We start from the raw sequence: 21,942 nt of genomic DNA, 5'->3' as shown, positions 1-21,942 counted from the left end.
TATGGAAGTGGTCAGGGCTCCTGGGTTCCGGCCGTTACCCCGGTGAATGCCCCGGCCGCGCTGGAGCCTGGAAAGACCGTCTGCTTGACGGCGCTGTCCCCGGAGACTTCCCCGGATCCGGCATAGTAGGAGCCCAGGTCTGGGACAGCCGGGTCATACGGGGCATAGAGACTGGGGGCGAGCGCCACTACCCGTCCGTCCGCCAGCTTGCCGGCGAGCCAGGCACCCGCACGGTAATCGATGGACGAAGCATCCACCACCAGCGGGTAGCCCGGGAACCGGGCGCCCACAGCGTCCGGGGATCCGAGATCCGCCCCGGCCGGGACACTGGCAGCAGCAGGCTCGTATGGTGCGCAGCGGCTCAGCAGCTGACCGGCGGCGGCGCTCCAGCCTTCGGGACTGAAGTAAACCGACCACCCCTCGCTGCTCTCCGCCACCTGCAGGGCGCCCGCCGTGCCAGAGGACAGGTCAGTCAGCAGCGCGCCCAGATCCTCAGGAGCTGCATCGGCAGCGGCGAGGACCGTCTGGTGCAGTCTTTCCGTCTTTTCCGGCGTCGAAGGCTGGAAGCCGAACGTTCCGTCACTGATCCGCACCAGGCGAATGCTTTCGTAGAGCGGGCCGCTGCCGTCGGTGCCCATGAGCTTTGTGCAGGCCTGTTCCTCCGTGTCCTGCGCCGCGGGGGATACCGGTGCAGACGGCGTCGCGGACGGCGGCGGAACCACGGCTTCCGGCGCTGCGTCAGCTGCCGCGCACCCGGTCAGGAGCAGCAGCGAAAGGGCAGGGATCGAGATGGCTTTCTTCATGGTTCCCCCGGACAGAGCGGACAGTCGTCCCACCCTAGCGGGCGACGGGCGAAACGGCACTCACCTAGGCAACGAAGTCGTGCCGTTACCGGGCGCTCCGGGAGAGGGACAGCCCGCTGTAATCTTCAGGTACATCAATCTCCGGGGGACTTCCATGCCATGTGACGGCTGCAGTACGGCTTCAAAGCTCGATTTCGATTTCAGCATGGCTTTCCAGCCGATTTACGACGCCGTCGAACAGCGTGTGTGGGGCTATGAGGCACTGGTCCGCGGAATGGGCGGCGAGGGCGCTTTCGAGGTCCTGTCCAAGGTGTCCCCGGACCAGATGTACCGGTTCGACCAGGACTGCCGGACCAAGGCGATCGAACTGGCAGCCCGGTTGTTTCCCGCGGAGGAAGAGTTGAAGTTGTCCATCAACTTCCTGCCGAAAGCGGTCTACGAACCGGCGGCCTGCCTGCGCGCCACGCTGAATGCTGCCCGCCGGTTCAGCTTTCCGATGTCCTCGATCATGTTCGAGTTCACCGAAAACGAAGAAGTCCGGGACACCGGCCACCTCACGAACATCATCACTGAATACCGCAGGCACGGGTTCACCACTGCCCTGGATGACTTCGGTGCCGGCTACGCGGGGCTGGGGCTGCTGGCTGATTTCCAGCCGGACCTGATCAAGATCGACATGAAGCTGATCCGCGGAATCGACACCAGTCCGGCCCGCAGGGCAGTCGTGGACGGAATCCTCGCGATCGCAGGGGACCTGGACATCACCGTGCTGGCCGAAGGGATCGAGACCGAGCAGGAGTTCGAGGTTCTGAAGGAATCCGGTATCCGGCTCTTCCAGGGCTACTGGTTCGCCAAGCCTGCGTTCGAGGAACTTCCACAGGTCCGGGCCGCGTAACGCCAGCCCGGGAGCCCGGCGAACAGCCGCTTCCTGACACACCGAAACGGCCGGGCCGCCCGGTGACGGGCGGCCCGGCCGTTGATGTTTGCGGGGTCAGTTCTGTTCGTCGTCCTTGTTTCCGTCGACGGCGTCCTTGATCTTGTCCTTGGCCTGGTCAACCTTCTCCGGGTTGTCCTGGGCTGCTTCTTTGGCCTTGTCCGCCATTCCTCCGAGATCTGCCATGGGACTGCACCTTCCTTCGAGGACCCGGGATCCGTCCGCCCGGCCGGTAAGACCCATCGTGCACCCGCCGGGGCAGACCGTACCACCCCTTTGCGGTCACGGATTTACCAGCCGCCGCGCGTGGGCGTGTGTCCCTTCCGCGCGTCGTTGGGCATGGTCATTTCCGCCCGCAGCCCGAGCAGCCGGATGGGACGGCCGTCTTCGATCGCCCCCGCAAGGTCCAGCGCCCTGGCCAGGACCTCATCCCGGTCGAAGGTCTCCGGAATTTTCCGGGCGTGGGTCTTGGTGGTGAACGGGGCGTACCGGACTTTCAGCGTCAGCCCGATAACCGGCCGTCCCTCCGCCGCCACATCCCGAAGAACCTCCGCGGTCAGCTGTTCGACGGCGCCCCGCACCTGCTCCGGATCGGTGAGGTTGGTCTGGAAGGTGGTCTCCCGGCTGTGCCCGCGCGCCACCCACGGAGTGTCATCCACTTCCCGGCTTCCGTCGCCGCGTCCGAGCGTGGCGTACCAGGGACCCATCTTGGGTCCGAACTCCGGAACCAGGTCCTGCGGATCGGCTGCGGCAAGCTCGGCCACGGTATGGATGTCCAGCTTCGCCAGCCGCGCAGAGATCTTGTTGCCCACGCCCCAGAGGTCCTTGGTGGGCTTGGCGCCCATGACGTCCAGCCAGTTCTCCTCCGTCAGCCGGAACGTTCCGGCAGGCTTGCCAAAATCGGTGGCGTTCTTGGCCCGGATCAGGGTATCTCCGATGCCGACGCTGCAGTGCAGCCGGGTCTCGGCCAGGACGGCGGCCTGCAGGGTCCGCGCGTAGGCTTCCGGATCCCCGGCGTCGATCCCCACGAACGCTTCGTCCCAGCCAAGGACCTGCACGACGGCGCCTGGCTGGGCCCGCAGTGTGGACATCACGGATTCCGAGGCGGCGAGGTAGGCCTCCGCATCCACGGGGAGGAACACGGCGTCGGGCACTTTCCGCGCGGCGACCCGCAGCGGCATCCCGGACCCGACACCGAAGGCGCGGGCTTCGTAGGACGCCGTGGACACAACGGCACGCTCGGTCGGGTCCCCGCGTCCGCCCACGATCACCGGTTTTCCCGCCAGTTCAGGGCGGCGAAGCACCTCGACCGCTGCGATGAACTGGTCGAGATCCACGTGCAGCACCCAGGGGATTGAGCTCACGGGACCCAGTGTGCCGGAGATTCCTTTAAATGGCACCGGCGGGGAGGGTCGAACGCGCAGGAGGTCCGGGCGCGGATAGGTGCGCGCGTCGGTTAGCGGGCCAGCGCTTCGCCGGCCCAGGCACCGGCGTAGAACCGGCTGGAGTTTGAATCCAGCAGCTCGGCATACATTTCCGGGGCCAGGAACTGCGCCGAACCCGGGGGGATCTGCCGGGTGAAGGCCGAGACGCCGAGGCCGGCTTCATGGTCCTTCACGGTGAGGCCCGCTGCTTCGAGAATGGTGGGGAACATGCTCAGCTGGTCCACCCCGGGCCGCAGCTCTGCGCCGGCGCCGCCGGGAACCCAGATTCGGTTGAAGATGGTGCGGTTCGGGTGGTAGTCCAGCTGTTCATGGAAGGCATCGCCGGCACTCATGTGCTTGAGGTGGTCGCCCATGATGACCACAGCGGTGTCTTCGAGGTAGCCCTGGGCTTCCAGATGGTTCACGAAATCCGCCACCTGGACCATGGAGCAGTGGAACGCGGAGGTGACCACGTTTTCGGTGTCCACGGTGCAGTAGTCATAAATGTGCACGGGTTCGTGCGTGTCCAGGGTGAGGACGGAGAGGTTGAACGGCTTGCCGGTCTGCTCCGCGCCGGCGTGCAGCTCATCCACCTTGTCCTTGGCGTTGGCCATCAGTCGCTCGTCGCTGAGGCCCCAGTCGGGACGGAAGTCCTCCTCGGCTTCCCCGGCTTCCCGCCAGTCGGCCAGGCCCAGCACCTGGTCATAGCCGTGGCCGGTGAGGAATGTCTTCTTGGCCGCGAACGTGGAGCTGGCCCCGCCCATGAACACGCTGGTGTAGCCGTTGTCCTGCAGCACGTCGCCCAGGCAGGTGGTGCCGCTCAGATAGGTGTCCACATCGCCGTCGGCCACGTTGCGGGCGTCCTTGCCGGAGCTGCTGCTGCCGCCTCCGCCCAGGCCGCTGCCCTTGAGCGGAATGCCGCACTGCGTGGAAACCAGGCCGGCCATGGTCCAGCCGCCGCCCTTGTACTGCTGGAAGTCTTCAATGCTTTGCCAGCCCTTGTCCGCGCTGGTGGCGTCCTTCAGGGGGACAAACGCGTCCTTTTCGAACAGTTCGTCGTCCGCGAGGGTCTGTTCGCCGGATTCCAGGTAGATCATCACCAGGTTGCGCTTTTCAGCACCGGCGCTGACGGACGGCGCGGAGTAGTAATCGCCGATGTCGTACTGGGACATCGCAGCCTTGATGTACTGCGGAAGGCTGACGGTGGTGGCGAACGCGGTGGTGCCGCCCACGACGACGGCCGAGACCACGAACGTGGCGAGGACGCGCATCACCCAGTGCGGGCGCGGGGTGCGCAGATGCCCGCCGGAAACGCGGCGGCGGCGCCGCCGGTGCTGGTGCCAGAGCACTGCGGCAACGGTGAGGAGCACGGGTACGACGCCGATCCACAGGATGGCGGTCCAGACAATTGAGCCGCCGCCGCCGTCGGGCTCCACGGACATCAGGTTCAGGAGCATCTGGCCCACGGAAATGCGGCCCCAGTTGAAGTGGATGACGCCGGCAGCGCCGAGCATCACCAGCCCGGCCCAGAGCAGGAGATAGATCAGAACCTGCCCCGCGATGGCGCCGCCGCGGCGGGCAGCGGAAGAAAACCGTCCGGCCACGGAAGCACCTCACAATCCAGGATTTGGGTTTTGTACAAACCTCTTGACAATTACCCGTTCTCGGGTCCATGGCATTTTAGTGCGGTTTCGCTTCTCGTTCAACCAGTGCTCATGCCGTGTTCACCCGTTGTTTGCCGTGCCGGGCCGTGCGGAAGGTCCGCATTCGGCCGGAAAAGCGGTGCCCGGCGGGGAATAGATGAATGCCTTTACTCCTTGGAATCCTCTATGAAAGCAATCGTCTACTCCGAGTCCGGAGCGTCCTCTGTCCTCTCCCTCGCCGAGCGTGAGGTTGCCGATCCCGGTCCCGGCGAAGTGCGGGTCCGCGTCACCGTGTCCGGCGTGAACCCCACGGACTGGAAGGCCCGGATGGGCGGCGTCCCGTTCGATGAGGTGGTGCCCAACCAGGACGGGGCCGGCGTGGTGGATGCAGTCGGTGAAGGTGTCTCCGGCCTGGCCGTGGGGGACCGGGTGTGGATCTACCTCGCGGCGCACGGGCGGCCGACCGGCACCGCACAGGAATACACCGTGCTGCCCGCGGACCGCGCCGTCGTGCTCCCCGAAGGCATCGGATTCGACGTCGCAGCCAGCCTCGGCGTCCCGGCGATGACCGCGCACCGCGCCCTGACGGTCCACGAATTCGGTCCCGGCCGCCTTGCCCCCGGATCCCTGGACGGCCGCACCGTGCTGGTGCAGGGCGGAGCCGGAGCAGTGGGCCACGCAGCGATCCAGCTGGCTGCCTGGGCGGGAGCCACCGTGATCGCCACGGTGAGCAGCGACGCCAAGGCACAGCTCGCCCGCGCGGCCGGCGCGCATCACATTGTGCGTTACCCCGATCTCGCCGAAGCCCGCCGGATCCGCGAGATCGCTCCGGAGGGCGTGGACCACATTGTCGAGGTGTCCCCGGCGCAGAACGCGGCGCTGGACGTCGAGGTCATCGCCAACCACGGCAGCATCGCCTATTACGCGAACAACAACGGTGAAGAGTTCACCGCGCCGATTGTTGCGAGCTTCGCCAAGAACGTCCGCTGGCAGGGTGTCCTTGTCTATACCGAGGGCGAAGCCGCGCACCAGGCCGCCGTGAAGGACATTACGGAAGCACTGCGCGACGGCGTCCTCCCGGTTGGCGAAGAAGCAGGCCTGCCGCTGACCTGGTTCCCGCTGGAGGAGACCGCTGCCGCGCACGACGCCGTCGAAAGAGGTGTGACGGGCAAGGTCCTGATCCGCGTATCCGGCGACTCCTAGAGCCGGTTAAAAAAGGCGGTGCCGGTGCGTGGGATCCGTCCCGCGCACCGGCACCTCAGTCTTTAGTCAGAGGACTCAGAGACCTTCGCCGGAGGGGGAGACCAGGATCTTCACCGCTGTTTCATTGCGGTTGATGAGGGTGTCGAAACCCTCGTCCACCAGCCCCTCCAGGCCGATCTTCCCGGTGATGAACGGTGAGAGGTCGATCTTGCCGGACTCCACCAGTTCGATGGTGGCGGGGTGGGAATTCACATAGGCGATGGTGCCGCGCATGTCGATTTCCTTCATCACCAGTTTGTGGATGTCGAAATCCGAGCGTTTGCCCCAGATGGATACGACCACCAGCACTCCGGTGGGTCGCAGGGCATCCATCAGCGTGTCCAGCACCGCCTGGACACTGCTGCATTCAAATGCGACGTCCGCGCCCTTGCCATCCGTTATCTTCCGTACCTCTTCCGCCACGTCCACCTGGGACGGGTCCAGGGCGTAGTCGGCGACGCCGGCTTCCAGGGCCTTCTCGCGGCGCAGCGGGCTGAGCTCGGAGATGGCAACGGTGACGCCCTGGGCTTTGAGGACAGCAGCGGTCAGCAGGCCAATAGGCCCCGCGCCGCCGACCAGTGCCACGTCTCCTGCTTTCGCACCGGACCGCTCCACGGCGTGATACCCAACTGACAGGGGTTCGATCAGGGCAGCCTGGTCCAGGGGAACCGAGTTGTCGATGGGATGCACCCAGCGCCGCTGCACCACCACCTTCTCACCCAGCCCACCCCCGCGGCCGGCGAGGCCGATGAAGTTCATGTCTGGGGAGAGGTGGTAGTCCCGGCTATCCGGACCGGTGTCGACGTCGTCCCGGATGATGTAGGGCTCAACGACCACGTGCTGGCCGACTTCGAGGTCCTCAACACCCTCGCCTACGGCGTACACCACGCCGGAGAACTCATGGCCCAGCGTGACCGGCAGTCCCTCGCCGGAGATGGGGTGGGTATGTCCGTGGCCCGGCGCGAAGATGGGCCCCTCGAGATACTCGTGGAGGTCGGTACCGCAGATGCCGCACCAGGCGACGTCGATCCCCACGGTTCCCGGCAGAACCTCCGGCTCCGGCAGCTCGTCCACGCGGATATCACCGCGGTCGTAGTAGCGGGCGGCTTTCATGACTACTCCATTCTTCCGGACATTCTTCTGGACTTCTGGGAAAAGCACAGTGCACTGCGCTCCTCACTTCCCACCGTAGGCCTCTGGACCGCTGTGCGCACAGCGGGGGGGTGTGGGGAGGTGGTGGCGGGTGCTGGGACCGTTGCCTGTGCGCCTTCGGCCTGTATCAGTGGATCCGGGTACGCCGTGAAGAGGCTGCCCGAAGGAACCACGCTGGTTAAACAGCCCCCGGGCGGTTCCTTTGCCGTGCGCCGTCCGGGTGGCAGGGTTGAGGCATGACCTCCACCGCACCCGGTTCCGCTGAAACCCGCCCTGTCCTGGCTCCTGGCATAGCCCGGACGCTGCAGCCCGGTGCGGCCATCGCCTTCACCGTGCTGGGCGCAGGCCTGTGGTGGGGATGGTTTGCCTGGGATACCGTCCGGGACGGTTCCGGAAGTGAGAGCTCCGGCCCGTACGAGTCGTGGCAGGTTGCCGGCTGCGCAGTGACCTGGATGGTGCTGGCCTGGATGGGCGTGAAGGTTCTCCGTCCGCTGCTGCTGATTCCTGCGCTCCCCGTTGGGTTCACAGCTGCCTGGATGCTGACCGCTGCCCTCGGCGATGACTCCGGACTGTGGGCCGTGGGCGCCATCCTGGTGGCTGGCGGAACCCTCGCCGGGAATGCCCTCCTGGTGTGGGTGCTGCGATTCGTGAACCGGCACCGCGAAATGCGCGCACGAAGCGCAGCTCCCTAGCCTGCCCCGCACACAGGGGTTACCGTATCCCCATGTCCAGCAGTACAGCCCAGAACCAGCGGCTGCGGGATCTGGTGGTGCTCCGCCGCGTCCGGGACCGGATCGATCGGGAGTACGCCCAGCCCCTCAACGTTGATGCGCTCGCCCGCGACGCGCACATGTCTTCCGGGCACCTGAGCAGGGAGTTCAAACGGGCCTTCGGCGAGGCGCCGTATTCGTATCTCATGACCCGGCGCATCGAACGGGCCATGGCCCTGCTCCGCCGCGGCGACCTGTCCGTGACCGAGGTGTGCTTCGCCGTCGGCTGTTCCTCACTGGGCACTTTCAGCACCCGCTTTACGGAACTGGTGGGCATCCCGCCGAGCACCTACCGGCGCGAGCACGCGGATGCGACCAAAGGCATGCCGTCCTGTGTCGCGAAGAACGTTTCCAAACCGGTCAGGAATCAAGAAGCGCAGCCCGCCGGCCGCTAACTATCGTTGCCGGCATGAACCTGAACATATCCAACAGTTTCCTGCCCCAGACCGACCCCGACGAGTCCCTCGCGTTCTATCGTGACGCCCTGGGCTTCGAGGTGCGGAACGACGTCGGCTACGAGGGAATGCGGTGGATCACCGTGGGCCCGGCGGGCCAGCCGGAGGTCTCCGTGGTGCTGTATCCGCCGTCCGCTGATCCCTCCATCACCGAGGAAGAGACGCGGATGATTGCCGAGATGATGGCCAAGGGGACGTTCGCCACCCTGGTGCTCTCCTCCACAGATGTGGATGCGGCGTTCGACGCCGTCCAGTCGGCCGGCGCGGAAGTCATCCAGGAGCCGACCGACCAGCCCTACGGCATCCGCGACTGCGCTTTCCGCGACCCGGCCGGCAACCAGATCCGCATCAACGGCGTGTAGCTACCAGGGCAGCACGCCGGTCTCGTCGGTGAAGGTTCCGGTGGGTCCCTCCGGGCCAAGCGCTGCCAGCCGCGCCACCACGGCCGCGCTGTCCTCCACCGGACGCCCGCCCTCCATGTCCGCAGTCATGTCCGTGGCGGTAAAGCCGGGCTCCACCGCGTTGAACTTCACGTCCGGGTGCGCCTTGGCGTACTGGACCGTGAGCATGGTTGCGGCTGCCTTGGAGGCTGCGTACAGCGGTGCGGCGCTGATGGTGGACTCCGGACGTTCCGGGTTGGTCACCGCCCAGAAGGACCCCATGCTGGAAGTGACGTTCACGACCACTGGGTTCGGGGACCGGCGCAGCCAGGGGAGCGCAGCCTCAGTGACGCGGACAATAGCGACGGCGTTGGTATCGAAGGAGCGCAGCGCCGAGGGTCCGTCCGGGACACCGGTGGCCATCACTCCGGCGTTGTTCACCAGCACGTCCAGGGCTCCCTCGGCCCGGCCGATGGTGTCCAGTGCTTCGCTTACGGAAGCATCGTCGGTGACATCAAGCGGCACAAACCGGGCACCGAGCTCTGCCGCGGCTTTTCCCCCGCGTTCGGCATCCCGGGCGCCGATCCAGACGGTGTGGCCAAGCCTGATGAGCTGCCGGGCGGTTTCGTAGCCGATGCCGCGGTTGGCGCCGGTGATCAATGTGACGGTCATGGGACTCCTTGGGTTGAAAGCTGCCGGCCCGGTCCGGGCCTGCTACCAAGCTAGGAGCGGCACTTGGCGGCAACCAGTGTCCCCTTTATCCAGGGGTGTGACAGGGCCCTCTTCCGCCGGTCCGCGGCGTCGTACTGTAATCCCATGACTGAGACGACCAACGCACTCGGAGCCTATCTCCGGGCCCGGCGTGCCCTTGTGACTCCCGAGCAGGCGGGAATTCCCGACGGCGGAGTGCGGCGCGTGCCCGGACTGCGGCGGGAGGAGGTGGCGATGCTGGCTGGAATCAGCGCCGACTACTACCTGAGGCTTGAGCGCGGACGGGACCGGAATCCGTCCCTGCAGGTGGTCGAGTCACTCGCCCGGGTGCTGCGCCTGGACCAGGACCACCTGGCCCATCTGGTGGCCCTGGTCTGTGAGGCCCCCAGTCCCCGCAGACGGAAGGCCCGTGCCGAGGTCCCTCCGCCCGGCGCGCTGAACCTGTTGAATTCCATGACGCAGCCGGCGTTCCTCGAGGGGCGCTACTTCGACGTCCTGGCTGCGAATCCGCTGGCCAGCGCGCTGTCACCGAGGCTGTCCGCCGGCCGTAACCACCTCCGGGACCTGTTCCTGGATCCGACGGAACAGGACCTGTACCCGGACTGGGAGGAGGTCGCTGAATGCCTGGTGGCAAGCCTGCGGCAGGCCGTGGGCAAGGACATTGACGATCCGCGGTTCATCGAGTTGACCGGCGAGCTTTCGCTGGCAAGCCCGAGGTTCGTGAAGCTCTGGGCCAAACACGACGTAAAGGGCAGGACGGGCGGTTCCCTCCGCTTGAACCACCCGCAGGTTGGAGAGCTGACTCTGAACCGGGAACGGCTGGAGGTGGGCGGGGCGGACGGAATCACGCTGGTGGTCTTCCACCCGGAACAGGGGACGGACGACGCCGGGAAGCTGGCGCTGCTGGCATCGGCCCACCTCCCAGCCGCCGGGGAGTCGCAGCGTGCTGTGTCTTCCCCGCCCGGACCACATGCCGCAGGCCCGTCCCGGCCGGGTTCGCCGTCATCCGCTCTCTGAGCCGTGCTTGGACACGCGGTTTAGGCGGCGCGGTTCAGGGTGTTGCGGATCCGGGTAGCCAGTTCGGCAGGGTTCGTATGGCTGCTGATCAGCGCCGTTGCCGTGGGGTCTGCTGTGCGGATCACCCCCAGCACAATGTGTTCGGCTCCGATGTAGCCGTCCCTGTGGGCGGCAGCTTCGCGGAGGCTGTTTTCCAACACCGACTTTGCGCCCCTGCTGAACGGTATCCCCCTGCCTCTGACTCCGCTGCCCTTGGTGCCGCCGCGCTTGGTGCCGCCGCCCTTGAGGCGGCCGAACCGGTTTCGCGGTGCGGAGGCCGACGCTGACGCCTCGACCGACGCCGGCGCCAACGCGTCGGCGTCGAGCGCACCGGGGCCAAACTGCTCCTCGACCGCCCGCCGCACCGCCTGCAGGTCGATGCCGATGGACTGAAGCGCTTCGGCATCCTGTTCGTTGAGAACGGTGGCCGAACCGAGGGCCAGCAACTCCGGCTGCAGGGCGGCGGAGGTGATTCCTGCTTCCGCCAGGATCCCGGCCAGCGGAGAGTTCGACGCCTCGGCTGAAGCAACGGCGCCCAGCAGCACGTGTGCCGGGAGGATTTGTGTCGCTTGGAGGGTGTGCGCTCCTTCCTGAGCTGCGACAACGCTGGATCGGGCTTGTTGGGTGAAGCGCTCAAACATGGTGTTACCTCGGTTTCCGGTTGTACTTCTGGTGGACTGCCTGCTTGCTGACGCCGAGCTGGTCCGCAATGGCCTGCCAGGACCAGCCCTGCGCCCGGGCGTTGGCCACCTGGACGGCTTCGAGCTGGTCACGCAGTTTGCCCAGTGCCACGACGGCGGCCAGGCCGGTTGCCGGGTCAGGGCTGGCGGCTGCGGCGGCCAGCCGGGAACTTTCTTCCATGAGTGTCAATCTAAGTTGACGGACGCGGGGCGTCAAGGGGTGGTGTGGAGGTTCTAGGGCGTGGTGATGGGGGCTCCGAGGCCGTAGGGCTCGGGGGCCGGGGGCGCTCGGCCCGGCCCTGGGACCTGGCGCCGCGCGGACCTGTCGGTCTCTGGCGCCGCGCCGGCCCGACGTCTCAGTGACTCGGCGCTCCTGCAGTCCTGTGGCGTGGGGTGGGCAGCCCGGGGTTTTGGTGCCCGGTTGTCTTAGTCGCCCGGCAGCTCGGCGCCTGTGCTCCCACTCCTGGGTGCCCATGGTGCTGATGGGGTTCATTGAGGTAACTGGCGTTACGGGTAGTGGGAACCCGTGCGGCGGCCGAGCGCCCCGCCCCGCGTAGGCTGGAGGGGTGCGTAAAGAAACCCTGTGGGAAGCAAAGAAGCGGCAGAACCCCGACCACTCAGCCTGGTACATCCAGCGCTTCGAGCAGATGCGGGAAGACGGAGCCGACCTGGCCGGCGAAGCGCGGCTGGTGGACGCAATGCTTCCTCGTGGCTCACGGATCCTCGATGCAGGCTGCGGTCCGGGACGTGTGGGTGGCGAGCTTGCCCGCCGCGGGCACAGCGTCGTCGGCGTTGATGTTGACCCGGAACTGATTGCGGCCGCGCAGAAGGACTTCCCGGACCTTCCCTGGTTCACTATGGACCTGACCGAACTGGACCTGCCCGCCGAGGGTATTGCCGAGCCGTTCGACCTGATTGTCAGCGCCGGCAACGTGATGGCGTTCCTGGCTCCCGGAACCGCGCCGGATGCCCTGGAAAGGATGAAGCAGCATCTGGCGCCGGGCGGGCGAATCGTCGTCGGCTTCGGCGCAGGCCGCGGTTACGATTTCGGGACCTTCTTTGAGGATGCCTCCTCCGTGGGGCTGACTGTCGAGCAGAAGTTCTCCACCTGGGACCTGCGCCCGTTTGACGTCGAGTCGGACTTCCTGGTTGCCGTTCTGGGCCGCCGCTAGCCTCGGCGTCGTAGCCTGCCGCTAGCCTCGGCGTCCGCCGGCCCCGAAGTTCGATGTGGGGTGGAAGTCACGCGGGCGGCGCATCCTTCGGGGAGATAACGCTCTTTTGGGGCCCGCTGCCACATCCTTCGTTCGGATGGCGCTGCTTTGGGCGCGTCGAAGGGGGTTATCTCCCCGAAGGATTCAGGAGGGTGTCTCTAAGCGACCCGAAGTCCCCGAGAGATGCGGCAGGGTATCTCTCAGCGACCCGAACTCACCGATGCATGCGCCGCACGGGGTGCAGTGCCCGCCGTGCCTGCCCAGCCCCGGCGTCTCCGCCTGCCGCGCCTGCGAGGCCCCCGCGTCTGCCGAGCCTGCTCCGCCCCGCCGCGCCTGCGACGCCCCCGCGACGCCCAACCCCAACGCCCCCGCGCCCCACTCGACCCAATGTCCCCACCGGTCACACGCGTTTGAACGCGAACCATTGTCCACAGCCACGCTCCTCTCTACAGTCATAGGATGTCCAACGTTGGATTTCATGCCATGGAGTGACCCGGGGCGGATCCGGTGGCGGACTGGTCCCGCCGCCGCCCGGCAGCGGGCCGGCCGCCGGCGGGTCCACTGCCGGCTCTTGAAAGGACCGAGATGTCCCGATCACCCCTGCTTCGAAGGCCCGGCCGCCTAGCCGCTGCTGCGCTCGCCGCCGGCGTCGCGCTGTCCAGCCTTCTGGTTGCCGGTCCGGCAGCCGCCGCGCCTACCGATCCACCCGGAACCTTTAGCGAGCAGAACCTCGGTGCCACAGTGGTGAGCCCGTTCGCCGCCTACCGCATTCCGGCCCTGAGCTACCTCGGCAACGGCGTCGTTGTTGCCGCCTGGGACGGCCGGCCCAACAACGCCGCTGATTCGCCCAACCCAAACTCGATCGTCATGCGCCGCAGCACCGACGGCGGAGCCACCTGGGGCGCACAGCGCACCATCCTGGCCGGGAACCTGGACACGGCCAACAACGGAGCAGGCAAGTTCGGCTACAGCGATCCCAGCTTCGTGTACGACGCCGAGACCGGAAAGCTGTTCCTGTTCTCCGTCTATTCCAAGAACGCGGGGTATGCCAGCAGCACCTTCGGCAACGATGACGCGAACCGGAACATCATCAGCGCGCAAGTCTCCGAATCCAGCGACGGCGGACTCTCCTGGGGTGCTCCACGGCTGATCACCAGCATCGTCAAACCCGGAAGCAGCACCACGAACCCGCAGCCCGGAGACGTTCGCAGCATGTTCGCCAGTTCGGGAGAGGGCATCCAGCTGCGCTACGGGCCCTACGCCGGACGGCTCATCCAGCAATTCGCCGGCGACGTGCGGCAGGCGGACGGAACCAACGCCATCCAGGCCTACAGCGTGTACTCCGATGATCACGGAGCCACCTGGGTCAAGGGCGCCAACGGGGGCACCCGGATGGACGAGAACAAGACAGTGGAACTCTCCGACGGCCGGGTGATGCTCAACTCCCGCTCCAACAACGCCGCGGACAACGCCCGCAAGGTGGCGATATCCACCGACGGCGGCGCCTCGTACGGGCCCGTCACCCTGGACACGGCGCTGACTGATCCTGCCAACAACGCGGCGATCGCCCGGCTCTTCCCGGATGCTCCTGCCGGCAGCGCCGACGCGAAGAAGCTGATCTTCACCAACGCCAACAATCCGGACAGCAGGCAAAACGTTTCCGCCCGGGTTTCCTGTGACGACGGCGCCACCTGGGGAGTGCCGCGGACCATCCGATCCGGTTTCTCCGCATATTCGACAGTCACCCGGCTGGAAAGCGGGCAGATCGGCGTGCTGTACGAATCCAGCTACAGCAACGGCATCATGTTCGCGAAGTTCAGCGACAGCTGGCTGAACAGCTGCACGCCGCCCCCGGCGCCCAGCACCACCACCATTGCCGGTGTGAGCATTTCCGGTACCCGCACGGACACCTCGCGCGACCTTGCCGCCAATCCCTACACCGCGGGCCAGAGCGTCAGCTACAGCTTCACTGTCAGGAACAACAATGCAGGGACGGTTACCGTGACGCCGACGGCGGGTAACTTCGCACCGCTTACCGCCCCGGGAACGGGCAACTGCCGTTACCTCTCCCTGGCCCCGGGCGCTTCCTACGTGTGCACTACTCCGGCGCACACGGTTACCGCCGAGGAAGCGGCGCAGGGGTACTTCGTTCCGGACACCACGTGGGCGATCTCCGGAGCGGCTTCGGGCACCGATAAGGTCTTCGGCTATCCGGTAGCCCTGAAGAGCGGCATCCAGGCTCCTGCGGGCTCCCTCGCCGGAGTCAGCATCACCGGCAGCCGGGACGACGCCGCGCGCAACGTCGTTTCGGACCCCTACTCCGCGGGCGAGACGGTCTCGTACCGGTTCGACGTCAGTAACACCGGGCCGGCCACCGCAGCGGTGGTCCCCACTTCCGGCAACTTCAGTCCGTTTGTTCCTCCGGGAACGGGTAACTGCCGCTACTCGGCGCTCCCGGCAGGGGCCGGTTACAACTGCACCACGCCGCGTTACACGGTCACTGCCGTCGACGTCGCCAGGGGATACTTCGTCCCGGACACAGCCTGGAACGTCTCCGGTGCGTCCAGCGCCGCGGGCCGGGTGCTGGGCGAAGCCGTGCGCCTGAAGTAAGGCACGGAAAAACCACGGGCCGCCGGTTCCGCAGCTGCGGAACCGGCGGCCCATGGCCTTCCGAAGAGCACGTCCCGGCCCCCTTGCCGAACGGAATCCCCCTCATCGAGAGGTCAATTAGGGCTCCTTTGGCGCCTCATACGAGCCGTAACTGGCCTCTCGACGGGAGGCGGGAGCGGGAGCCGGAGCGGCCGGGGGCACGACGGCGCCGGTTCCGGGATCCGTCTTCGCGGAAGGAACGTCGTCCTCCTTCAGCTGCCGGACCTCGGACTTGAAGATCCGCAGGGACTGGCCGACGCTGCGCGCCAGGCCGGGGAGCTTGGGAGCGCCGAAGAGAAGAATCGCAATGACGATGATGATGACAATGTGCCAGCCTTCAAGCCTCATGAGCAGGTGCCTTTCGTAGCGGTGGTCAGCGGAGTATCGGTGGTTGTGCCGTGCAGCGCCCGGGCCAGGGCGCGGTTCCGGTCCAGCAGGCACCGGGCGCCCACAAAAGATTCCGGGCAGTTCAGTTCGAAGCCGTGATAGGCCCCGGGATAGACATGCAGTTCCGTGGGAACGCCGGCCTGCATCAGCTTCGCCGCGAACGCGATGTCCTCGTCACGGAACAGATCCAGCTCCGCGGTCTGGAGCAGCACCGGGGGCAGCCCCCCAACATCTTCGGCCAGCGCGGGCGCCGCGTGAGGCGGCACCGGAGCAGCACCGGCCAGGTAGCAGCTCCACGCGAACTCACTGTGGGCGCGGTTCCAGGTGGGAATGCTGCGAAATTCCCGGGCGGACGCGGAGCTGTGCGTGGGATCCAGCATGGGGTACATCAGGTAGAGGAACGCCAGGGGCAGCCGGTCCTGGTCCCGGTTGAGCAGCGCCAGACCGGCGGCCAGTCCGCCGCCCGCGCTGGAACCGCCGACGGCGATGCGCCCGGGGTCAACGTTCAGCTCCCCGGCGGCGGTGAACAGCCAGCGCAGTCCGGCGAGCACGTCCTGCAGCGGCGCCGGATACGGATGCTCCGGGGCAAGCCGGTAATCCGCCGCCACGACCACAGCCCCGACGCGCACGCTCAGCTCCGCGCAGTAGGCCGTATCCAGCTCGGCGCTGCCGGCGATCATCCCGCCGCCGTGGATCCAGTAAACGGCAGGGTGCGGGCCGGGACCGGAGGGCGTAAAGACGCGGAGCGGCACGCCGTTGGCTGCATAGTCCCGGATCCGCACTCCCGGATCAACGACGGCGGCGGCCGGCGCCTCTGCCTGCTCCCGGAAGCCTGCCAGTTCGGCCAGGGACACCGGGGGTGGATGTTCCTCGGAAAACGCGAGCCCGGCCAGCAGCTCCGGATCCACCCGCTCCCGGAAGGACCCTACGGCCCGGAAGGACGTCACGGTGCCAGCGCGTCCGCGAACCAGCCGGTGATGGTCGCCGGATGCGTAATGGCCGTGCCCACCACGACGGCGAACGCTCCGGCGTCCAGCGCGGCCCGGCCTTGTGCGGGGGTGTGGATGCGGCCCTCGGCGATCAGCGGCAGGCCGAGGTCAAGGGCAGCAATCTCCGCCAGGAGTTCAAGATCCGGACCGTCGGTCTTCGGCCGCTCGCCCGTGTAGCCGGCGAGTGTGGTGCCGATAATGTCCGCACCCGCCGTGGCGGCAGCAACGGCGTCGGCGGCTGATCCGCAGTCCGCCATGACCAGCGCGTTGGAGCCTTCGTGGACGCCGGCGATGGTCTGGGCCAGGGACAGTCCGTCCGGACGTTCACGGCGGGTACCGTCCAGAGCCACGATGTGGGCCCCGGCTCCGGCGCAGGCAAGGGCGTGGTGCAGCGTAGGGGTGATGAAGACGCCGTCGTGCCCGTCCTTCCAGAGGCCAATGACGGGAACCTCGACGGCGGAACGCACCCGGGCGATGTCGCTGAGTCCCTGCACCCGGACGGCAGCGGCACCGCCAATCACGGCGGACTGGGCCACCTGTGCGGTGGTCTGCGGATCCCGCATCGGCTCGCCGGGGTAGGCCTGGCAGGAAACGATCAGGGAGGAACGGAGGGTTTGGAGATTAAGCATGGGAGCCTTCGGTAGCGGGAATGAGCGTCAGGGCCCGGCGGGCGGCGCCGCGGATGGCCGCCGTCTCGCCCAGCTGGGCGGGCACTATCAGCAGGTCCGCGAGTGGAGGCAGCAGCTCGGCGCGGGCCTGGGCTTCCATCGTGTTCCACCAGAGCGGACCGGCGAAGGCCAGGCCGCCGCCCACCACCACAATGTGCGGATCAAGGACGTTGGCCAGTCCGCCGATCGCCGAGCCGGCCGCTGCGGCACCGCGGTGCAGTGCCTTCGCGGCTACGGGGTCGCCGTCGGCTGCCAGCGCATAGACGCCGCGGGTATCCGCCGCCGTGCTGCCGCCCAACCGGGTGTAGAGCGCGAAGATGCCCGGCCCGGAAGCGACGGCCTCCACATGCCCTGCGCCGCCGCAGCTGCAGGGCACCGGCTGCCCGGACTCGACGGCGAACGGCGAGGCGAGGTGCCCGGTGTGTCCGGCGGCGAAGGATGCGCCTTCCAGCGGCTGTCCGTTCAGCACGTAGCTGCCGCCAACGCCGGTGCCCATGCCCAGGAAGAGGACACTCGGAACACCGGCACCGGCGCCGAGCCAGCTTTCGCCCAGGGCATGCGCGTGGACGTCGTTCAGTGCCGTGCAGCGCAGCCCGGTGCGGGCCGAGAGTTCTGCGGTCAGCGCGGTTCCGGCCCAGCCGCGGATCGAGTCCGTGGCTGACAGTACGACGCCGCGGGCGGAGTCGATCACGCCGGCCGAGCCGATGCCCAGGGCGTCCACCTGCAGGCCCCGGCTTTCGGCCTCGGCCAGCAGTGATGCGGCCAGCGTGGCGGCGGCCCGCAGGACGCTGTCCGCACCGGCCTGCGCCGGAGTCGGGACCGCGGCGGAGAACACCACGTTCCCGCCGGCGTCGACAATCCCGCCCGCCGTCTTGGTGCCGCCCAGATCGATGCCGAGAACATGCCGCATGGGAATCAGAGCAGTCCGCTGCGTTCGAGGATGCCGCGGATGGCGGCGGTCTCGGCCTCGTTCAGGGCGGTCATCGGTGCGGACATCACGTTGGTGTCGATGACGCCGAGCAGCATCAGCGCGGTCTTGAACGCGCCCAGGCCGGCCGCGCCGGGGGAGACCCGGCCGGGGGTGGGTGTGTAGACGATGTCGAAGAGGCCGGCGAGCCGGTCCTGGACGCGGGCGGCTTCGGCGAAGTCGCCGGCCTTTGCCGCGGAGTACAGTGCGGCGTAGCCGGCCGGATCCACGTTGCCCAGGCCCGGCACCACACCGGCGGCGCCGCCCAGCAGCGCGCCGTCCACCACAACCTCATGCCCGGTAAACACGGCGAAGTCCGGCAGGCCGCGGGTGGCCAGCAGCAGCTGGCGGAAGGACACGTCGTCGCCGGAGGAGTCCTTCACGCCGGCCAGCACGCCGTCCTGGGCCAGCTGGACCAGCAGCGGCAGCGGAAGCTTGAAGTGGGTGCGGACGGGCACGTCGTACGCGAACAGCGGAACGTCCAGCGCGGCGTGCAGGGACCGGAAGTGGGTGTCCGTCTCGGCGATGTCCGAGATGGCGTAGAACTGCGACGTCGCCACGATGGCATCCGCGCCGAGGCCCACCAGGCGGCGGGCCTCCTCGACGGTGCGTGCAGTGGTCTGTTCGCAGGCGCCGGCGATGATGGGCACCTCGCCGGCGTTGACGCCGGCGACCGTGCGGATCACCGTGTCCCGCTCGGCGTTGGTCAGGTAGGGGACCTCACCGGAGGACCCGAGGATGAAAAGCCCGGTGACACCGCCGTCGAGCAGGTATTTGGTGAGCTTCTCCAGCGACGCCGTGTCAACGGCACCGTCCGCCGTGCGGGGCGTGACGACGGGCGGGATGACGCCGTGGAAGCTGGGCTTTGATGCGTGTGACAAGTGGTTCTCCAGTGCTTGGTTCTAGACGTGCAATAGGCTGGGAGCCGCGCCGAGCAGGCTCTTGGTGTAGTCATTGGTGGGCCGGTCGAAGACCTCGGCGGCCGGGCCCTCTTCGACGATCCGTCCGTAGTACATGACGCAGATGCGGTCGGAGACGTAGCGGACGGTCTGGATGTCATGGGAGATGAAAACCATGCCCAGGTTCAGTTCCCGCTTGAGGTCCGAGAGCAGGTTCAGGACCTGCGCGCGGACTGAAACGTCCAGCGCCGACGTCGGTTCATCGGCCACGATCACGGACGGATCCAGGGCCAGGGCCCGGGCGATCGCGACGCGCTGCCGCTGCCCGCCGGACACCTGGTGCGGGGTAACCTCCGCGGCGGACTGCGGCAGCCCGACCAGGCTGAGCAGCTCCTTTACCCGGGCCGCGCGGGAGGCCTGGGTGCCGATGCCGTGGACCTGCAGCGGATCGGTGAGGATGTCCTGGATGGTCATGCGCGGGTTCAGTGCGGTGGCCGGGTCCTGGAAGACGACGCCGACGGCGCGGCCGAAGGTTTTCTTCGAGGAGGAGGCCCGTGTGCTGACCTTCTTCCCGTGGAAGAGCACCTCACCGGCGGTGGGTTCCTGCAGTCCCACCAGCACGGAGGCCAGCGTGGACTTGCCGCAGCCGGATTCGCCGACGATTCCCACGGTTTCGCCGCGGCGGACGGTGAAGTCCACGCCGTCCACGGCCTTGACGATATTGGGCCGGAACAGGGAGCCGGTGCGGGCCCGGTGGTGGACCTTGATGCCCCTCAGTTCCAGGACGGGGGTGGTGCTGGTTTCCGTGCTCATGCTTCCTGCCTTGTGCTTGCGCCGGTTTCAACGAGGTCTGCGCCCGTCTCGTGGCTGGCCCAGTAGTGCGTGCTGTCCCCAACCTGGACGAACTTGAGGACCTGGTTGGGATCGGCGTCGGGCCGCAGGGACCGCTCGGCGAACCGGTCTCCGGGCGCGAAGTCCCGGGGAGAGGGGACGGTGCCCTGGATCTGGTGCAGGCGGTCCGCGCCGGCCTCGATGGAGAGCACCGCGCCGAGGAGGCCGCGGGTGTATTCGTGCCGGGGATCCTGCAGCAGGTCCGGAACGTCGCCGGATTCAACCACCTGCCCGGCGTACATCACCGTGACGCGGTGCGCCAGCGACGCCACCAGGGCCAGGTCGTGGCTGACGAACACCATGGCGAAGCCGAGCTGTTCGCGCAGCTCGTTCAGCAGGTCCACCACCTGTTTCTGCACGGTCACGTCCAGCGCCGTCGTCGGTTCGTCCGCCACCACGATCTTCGGTGAGCGGGAGAGCGCCATGGCGATCAGCACCCGCTGGCGCTGGCCGCCGGAGAGCTCGTGGGGGTAGCTCTTGAGCGTGCGGTCCGGATCCAGCTTCACCAGTTCCAGCAACTCGCGCGGGCTCTTGCGGCCGCCGCGCCGGGTCAGCTGGGCCATCTGGTCCTTGATCAGCATGGACGGGTTCAGCGAGCTGAGCGCGTCCTGGTAGACCATGGCGATCTGCTCGCCGCGCAGCCCCTTGTAGAGCCGGTCGCGTTCCTTCGGATCATTGGTGAGCAGTTCCTTGCCGTTGAACCGGATGGACCCGGTCAGCTGCGCGGTACGCGGGAGCAGTCCCATGATGGCCAGGGAGGTGATGGATTTGCCGCAGCCGGATTCACCGACCAGGCCCATGGTTTCGCCCTCACGGACGGTGAAGCTCACCCGGTCCACGATGGCCGTGTCCCCGTAGCGTTCCGGGAAGCGGATGGACAGATCCTTCACTTCCAGGATCACCGGGGCATCGGCAGCGACGGCCGGCAGGCGGTCGGTGCGGGTAGCCTCGACGGCGGCAAGCCGGTCCAGCTCCATTGCCAGGGCCTCGAGCGAGCCGGGTTTGTGGACGTTCGCGCCCACGGAGGGGGCCTCGGCGGTCTCCGGTGCACCGCCGTCGTGCTCGGTCAGAGACGTGCCTGCAGCGTCCAGGGCGGACGGCTGCGCGGCGGTGGCCACGGCACCGACGGCGGCGGGGGCCTGCCGGCGCGGCTTGCGGCTGCGCGGGTTGACCATGGCATCCGTGAGCCCTTCGGCCAGGATGTTCAGGGCCAGCACGGTCAGCAGGATGGTGATGCCGCCGAACGTGGTGGGCCACCAGGCGCCGCTGAAGACCACGTTGCGCCCGTCCGCCATGACGTTGCCCCAGGAGGCCGCGGGCTGCTGCACGCCGGCTCCCAGGAAGGAGAGCGATGCCTCAAGGATGATCGCGTCGGCAACCATGACGGTAGCGAAGACCAGCACCGGGGCGGCGCAGTTCCGGGCAATGTGCTTGAGCAGGATGTAGGTGCGGCCGGCGCCGATCACACGTTCGGCGCGGACGTAGTCTTCGCCGTACTGGGCCAGCACGTTCGCGCGGACCACGCGGGCCAGCTGCGGGGTGTAGACAATGGCGATCGCGAGGATGAGCACCGGGACGGTGGAACCGAACAGGTTCAGCGAGTGGTCCCGCAGCGCGAACAGCAGCGCAGCGGCCAGGGCGATGCCCGGGAAGGCCATCAGGATGTCCAGGATGCGCATGACCGTCTCACTGACGGCCTTGCGGGAGGTGGCGGCGATGGCGCCCAGGATGGAACCGAGGATCAGGGCCAGGGCGACGGCGCCGAGGCCGATCGAGATGGAGACGCGGGCGCCGTAAAGCATGCGGGAGAACACGTCATAGCTGGACCCGTCCGTGCCGAAGAGGTGTTCGCCGCCGGGCGGGAGCACCGGGGCGCTGGATTCGTTCTCTCCGAACGGGGCGAAGAAGGGGCCGAAAACGGCCACCAGGACAATGAACGCCAGGAAGCCCAGCGCGAGTTTGGAGCTGAGGTTCAGCGCAGTGAAGCGGGCTCCGGTATTGCTGAGCCGTTCGGCCAGGGAGTTGCGCATG

General features: G+C 67.6%; 23 protein-coding genes. 8 read left to right on the top strand and 15 right to left on the bottom strand.

Annotated elements, in window-relative coordinates; genetic code table 11:
- Positions 1–11: 11 nt before the first annotated feature.
- Complete coding sequence (locus tag GD628_RS13700) at positions 12–803, bottom strand: hypothetical protein (protein WP_152275093.1); 792 nt, start codon at positions 801–803, stop codon at positions 12–14.
- Positions 804–1,008: 205 nt separating this feature from the next.
- Between GD628_RS13700 and GD628_RS13695 the strand changes: the two genes are divergently transcribed.
- Positions 1,009–1,698, top strand: a complete 690-nt coding sequence (locus tag GD628_RS13695; RefSeq protein WP_263128095.1) for an EAL domain-containing protein — start codon at positions 1,009–1,011, stop codon at positions 1,696–1,698.
- A 96-nt stretch (positions 1,699–1,794) separates the two neighbouring features.
- Here the strand turns inward: GD628_RS13695 and GD628_RS16860 are convergent, their stop codons facing one another.
- The 3 genes from GD628_RS16860 to GD628_RS13685 form a co-directional block, all read right to left on the bottom strand.
- Positions 1,795–1,923, bottom strand: coding sequence for a hypothetical protein (locus GD628_RS16860; protein ID WP_255300613.1), 129 nt, complete (start codon positions 1,921–1,923; stop codon positions 1,795–1,797).
- Between the two features lie 104 nt (positions 1,924–2,027).
- Positions 2,028–3,101 carry a DNA polymerase IV gene (locus GD628_RS13690; protein ID WP_476726884.1) on the bottom strand — a complete coding sequence of 358 codons (1,074 nt, stop codon included), beginning with the start codon at positions 3,099–3,101 and terminating at the stop codon, positions 2,028–2,030.
- A 92-nt stretch (positions 3,102–3,193) separates the two neighbouring features.
- Positions 3,194–4,765: an LTA synthase family protein gene (locus GD628_RS13685; RefSeq protein ID WP_226802557.1), complete on the bottom strand. Its 1,572-nt coding sequence runs from the start codon at positions 4,763–4,765 to the stop codon at positions 3,194–3,196.
- Positions 4,766–4,990: 225 nt separating this feature from the next.
- Between GD628_RS13685 and GD628_RS13680 the strand changes: the two genes are divergently transcribed.
- Positions 4,991–6,007 (top strand): NADPH:quinone reductase, encoded by a 1,017-nt coding sequence (locus GD628_RS13680; protein ID WP_152275091.1) that lies wholly within the window; start codon positions 4,991–4,993, stop codon positions 6,005–6,007.
- 75 nt (positions 6,008–6,082) lie between these two features.
- Here GD628_RS13680 and GD628_RS13675 read toward each other — a convergent pair whose 3' ends face one another.
- Complete coding sequence (locus GD628_RS13675) at positions 6,083–7,159, bottom strand: 2,3-butanediol dehydrogenase (RefSeq protein ID WP_091608455.1); 1,077 nt, start codon at positions 7,157–7,159, stop codon at positions 6,083–6,085.
- A 275-nt stretch (positions 7,160–7,434) separates the two neighbouring features.
- Here GD628_RS13675 and GD628_RS13670 point away from each other — a divergent pair, with 275 nt between their 5' ends.
- From GD628_RS13670 to GD628_RS13660, 3 genes are read left to right on the top strand one after another with little or no spacing between them, the layout of a single operon-like run.
- The gene (locus GD628_RS13670) at positions 7,435–7,890 is read left to right on the top strand and encodes a hypothetical protein (RefSeq protein WP_091608452.1); all 456 of its coding nucleotides are present in this window, start codon (positions 7,435–7,437) and stop codon (positions 7,888–7,890) included.
- Positions 7,891–7,922: 32 nt separating this feature from the next.
- Positions 7,923–8,363: a helix-turn-helix transcriptional regulator gene (locus GD628_RS13665; RefSeq protein WP_091608449.1), complete on the top strand. Its 441-nt coding sequence runs from the start codon at positions 7,923–7,925 to the stop codon at positions 8,361–8,363.
- 14 nt (positions 8,364–8,377) lie between these two features.
- The gene (locus tag GD628_RS13660) at positions 8,378–8,785 is read left to right on the top strand and encodes a VOC family protein (RefSeq protein ID WP_091608446.1); all 408 of its coding nucleotides are present in this window, start codon (positions 8,378–8,380) and stop codon (positions 8,783–8,785) included.
- Here GD628_RS13660 and GD628_RS13655 read toward each other — a convergent pair whose 3' ends face one another.
- Positions 8,786–9,475 (bottom strand): SDR family NAD(P)-dependent oxidoreductase, encoded by a 690-nt coding sequence (locus GD628_RS13655; RefSeq protein ID WP_152275090.1) that lies wholly within the window; start codon positions 9,473–9,475, stop codon positions 8,786–8,788.
- 144 nt (positions 9,476–9,619) lie between these two features.
- On the opposite strand from GD628_RS13655, the gene GD628_RS13650 reads away from it, so the two are divergent.
- Positions 9,620–10,531: a helix-turn-helix domain-containing protein gene (locus GD628_RS13650; RefSeq protein WP_152275089.1), complete on the top strand. Its 912-nt coding sequence runs from the start codon at positions 9,620–9,622 to the stop codon at positions 10,529–10,531.
- Between the two features lie 20 nt (positions 10,532–10,551).
- Here GD628_RS13650 and GD628_RS16890 read toward each other — a convergent pair whose 3' ends face one another.
- Both GD628_RS16890 and GD628_RS13640 read right to left on the bottom strand, forming a co-directional pair.
- Complete coding sequence (locus GD628_RS16890) at positions 10,552–11,211, bottom strand: Clp protease N-terminal domain-containing protein (RefSeq protein WP_152275088.1); 660 nt, start codon at positions 11,209–11,211, stop codon at positions 10,552–10,554.
- Between the two features lie 4 nt (positions 11,212–11,215).
- A complete protein-coding gene (locus GD628_RS13640) occupies positions 11,216–11,431 on the bottom strand; it encodes a helix-turn-helix domain-containing protein (RefSeq protein ID WP_152275087.1) in 216 nt (71 codons plus the stop codon).
- 385 nt (positions 11,432–11,816) lie between these two features.
- Here GD628_RS13640 and GD628_RS13635 point away from each other — a divergent pair, with 385 nt between their 5' ends.
- Positions 11,817–12,422 carry a class I SAM-dependent methyltransferase gene (locus tag GD628_RS13635; protein WP_091608435.1) on the top strand — a complete coding sequence of 202 codons (606 nt, stop codon included), beginning with the start codon at positions 11,817–11,819 and terminating at the stop codon, positions 12,420–12,422.
- 624 nt (positions 12,423–13,046) lie between these two features.
- Positions 13,047–15,071 (top strand): sialidase family protein, encoded by a 2,025-nt coding sequence (locus GD628_RS13630; protein ID WP_152275086.1) that lies wholly within the window; start codon positions 13,047–13,049, stop codon positions 15,069–15,071.
- A gap of 117 nt (positions 15,072–15,188) precedes the next feature.
- Here the strand turns inward: GD628_RS13630 and tatA are convergent, their stop codons facing one another.
- From tatA to GD628_RS13595, 7 genes are read right to left on the bottom strand one after another with little or no spacing between them, the layout of a single operon-like run.
- Positions 15,189–15,458, bottom strand: a complete 270-nt coding sequence (gene tatA / locus GD628_RS13625; protein ID WP_091608431.1) for a Sec-independent protein translocase subunit TatA — start codon at positions 15,456–15,458, stop codon at positions 15,189–15,191.
- Positions 15,455–16,444: an alpha/beta hydrolase gene (locus tag GD628_RS13620; RefSeq protein WP_193313282.1), complete on the bottom strand. Its 990-nt coding sequence runs from the start codon at positions 16,442–16,444 to the stop codon at positions 15,455–15,457. Before GD628_RS13620 ends, tatA begins: the two co-directional genes overlap by 4 nt.
- Positions 16,441–17,115 (bottom strand): N-acetylmannosamine-6-phosphate 2-epimerase, encoded by a 675-nt coding sequence (locus GD628_RS13615; protein WP_091608425.1) that lies wholly within the window; start codon positions 17,113–17,115, stop codon positions 16,441–16,443. The genes GD628_RS13620 and GD628_RS13615 overlap by 4 nt, the downstream gene beginning before the upstream one ends.
- Positions 17,108–18,064: an ROK family protein gene (locus GD628_RS13610; RefSeq protein WP_091608423.1), complete on the bottom strand. Its 957-nt coding sequence runs from the start codon at positions 18,062–18,064 to the stop codon at positions 17,108–17,110. The genes GD628_RS13615 and GD628_RS13610 overlap by 8 nt, the downstream gene beginning before the upstream one ends.
- A gap of 5 nt (positions 18,065–18,069) precedes the next feature.
- Positions 18,070–19,002, bottom strand: a complete 933-nt coding sequence (locus GD628_RS13605) for a dihydrodipicolinate synthase family protein (RefSeq protein WP_091608420.1) — start codon at positions 19,000–19,002, stop codon at positions 18,070–18,072.
- Between the two features lie 21 nt (positions 19,003–19,023).
- A complete protein-coding gene (locus GD628_RS13600; RefSeq protein WP_152275084.1) occupies positions 19,024–19,833 on the bottom strand; it encodes an ATP-binding cassette domain-containing protein in 810 nt (269 codons plus the stop codon).
- Entirely contained in the window at positions 19,830–21,941 is a 2,112-nt protein-coding gene (locus tag GD628_RS13595) for a dipeptide/oligopeptide/nickel ABC transporter permease/ATP-binding protein (protein WP_152275083.1), read from the bottom strand. The genes GD628_RS13600 and GD628_RS13595 overlap by 4 nt, the downstream gene beginning before the upstream one ends.
- Position 21,942 lies beyond the last annotated feature (1 nt).

The organism is Arthrobacter koreensis, assembly GCF_009193255.1.
Lineage (GTDB): Bacteria > Actinomycetota > Actinomycetes > Actinomycetales > Micrococcaceae > Arthrobacter_B > Arthrobacter_B koreensis.
Note: the sequence above shows the minus strand (reverse complement) of the source record. Positions and strands in the feature narration are given on the sequence as shown.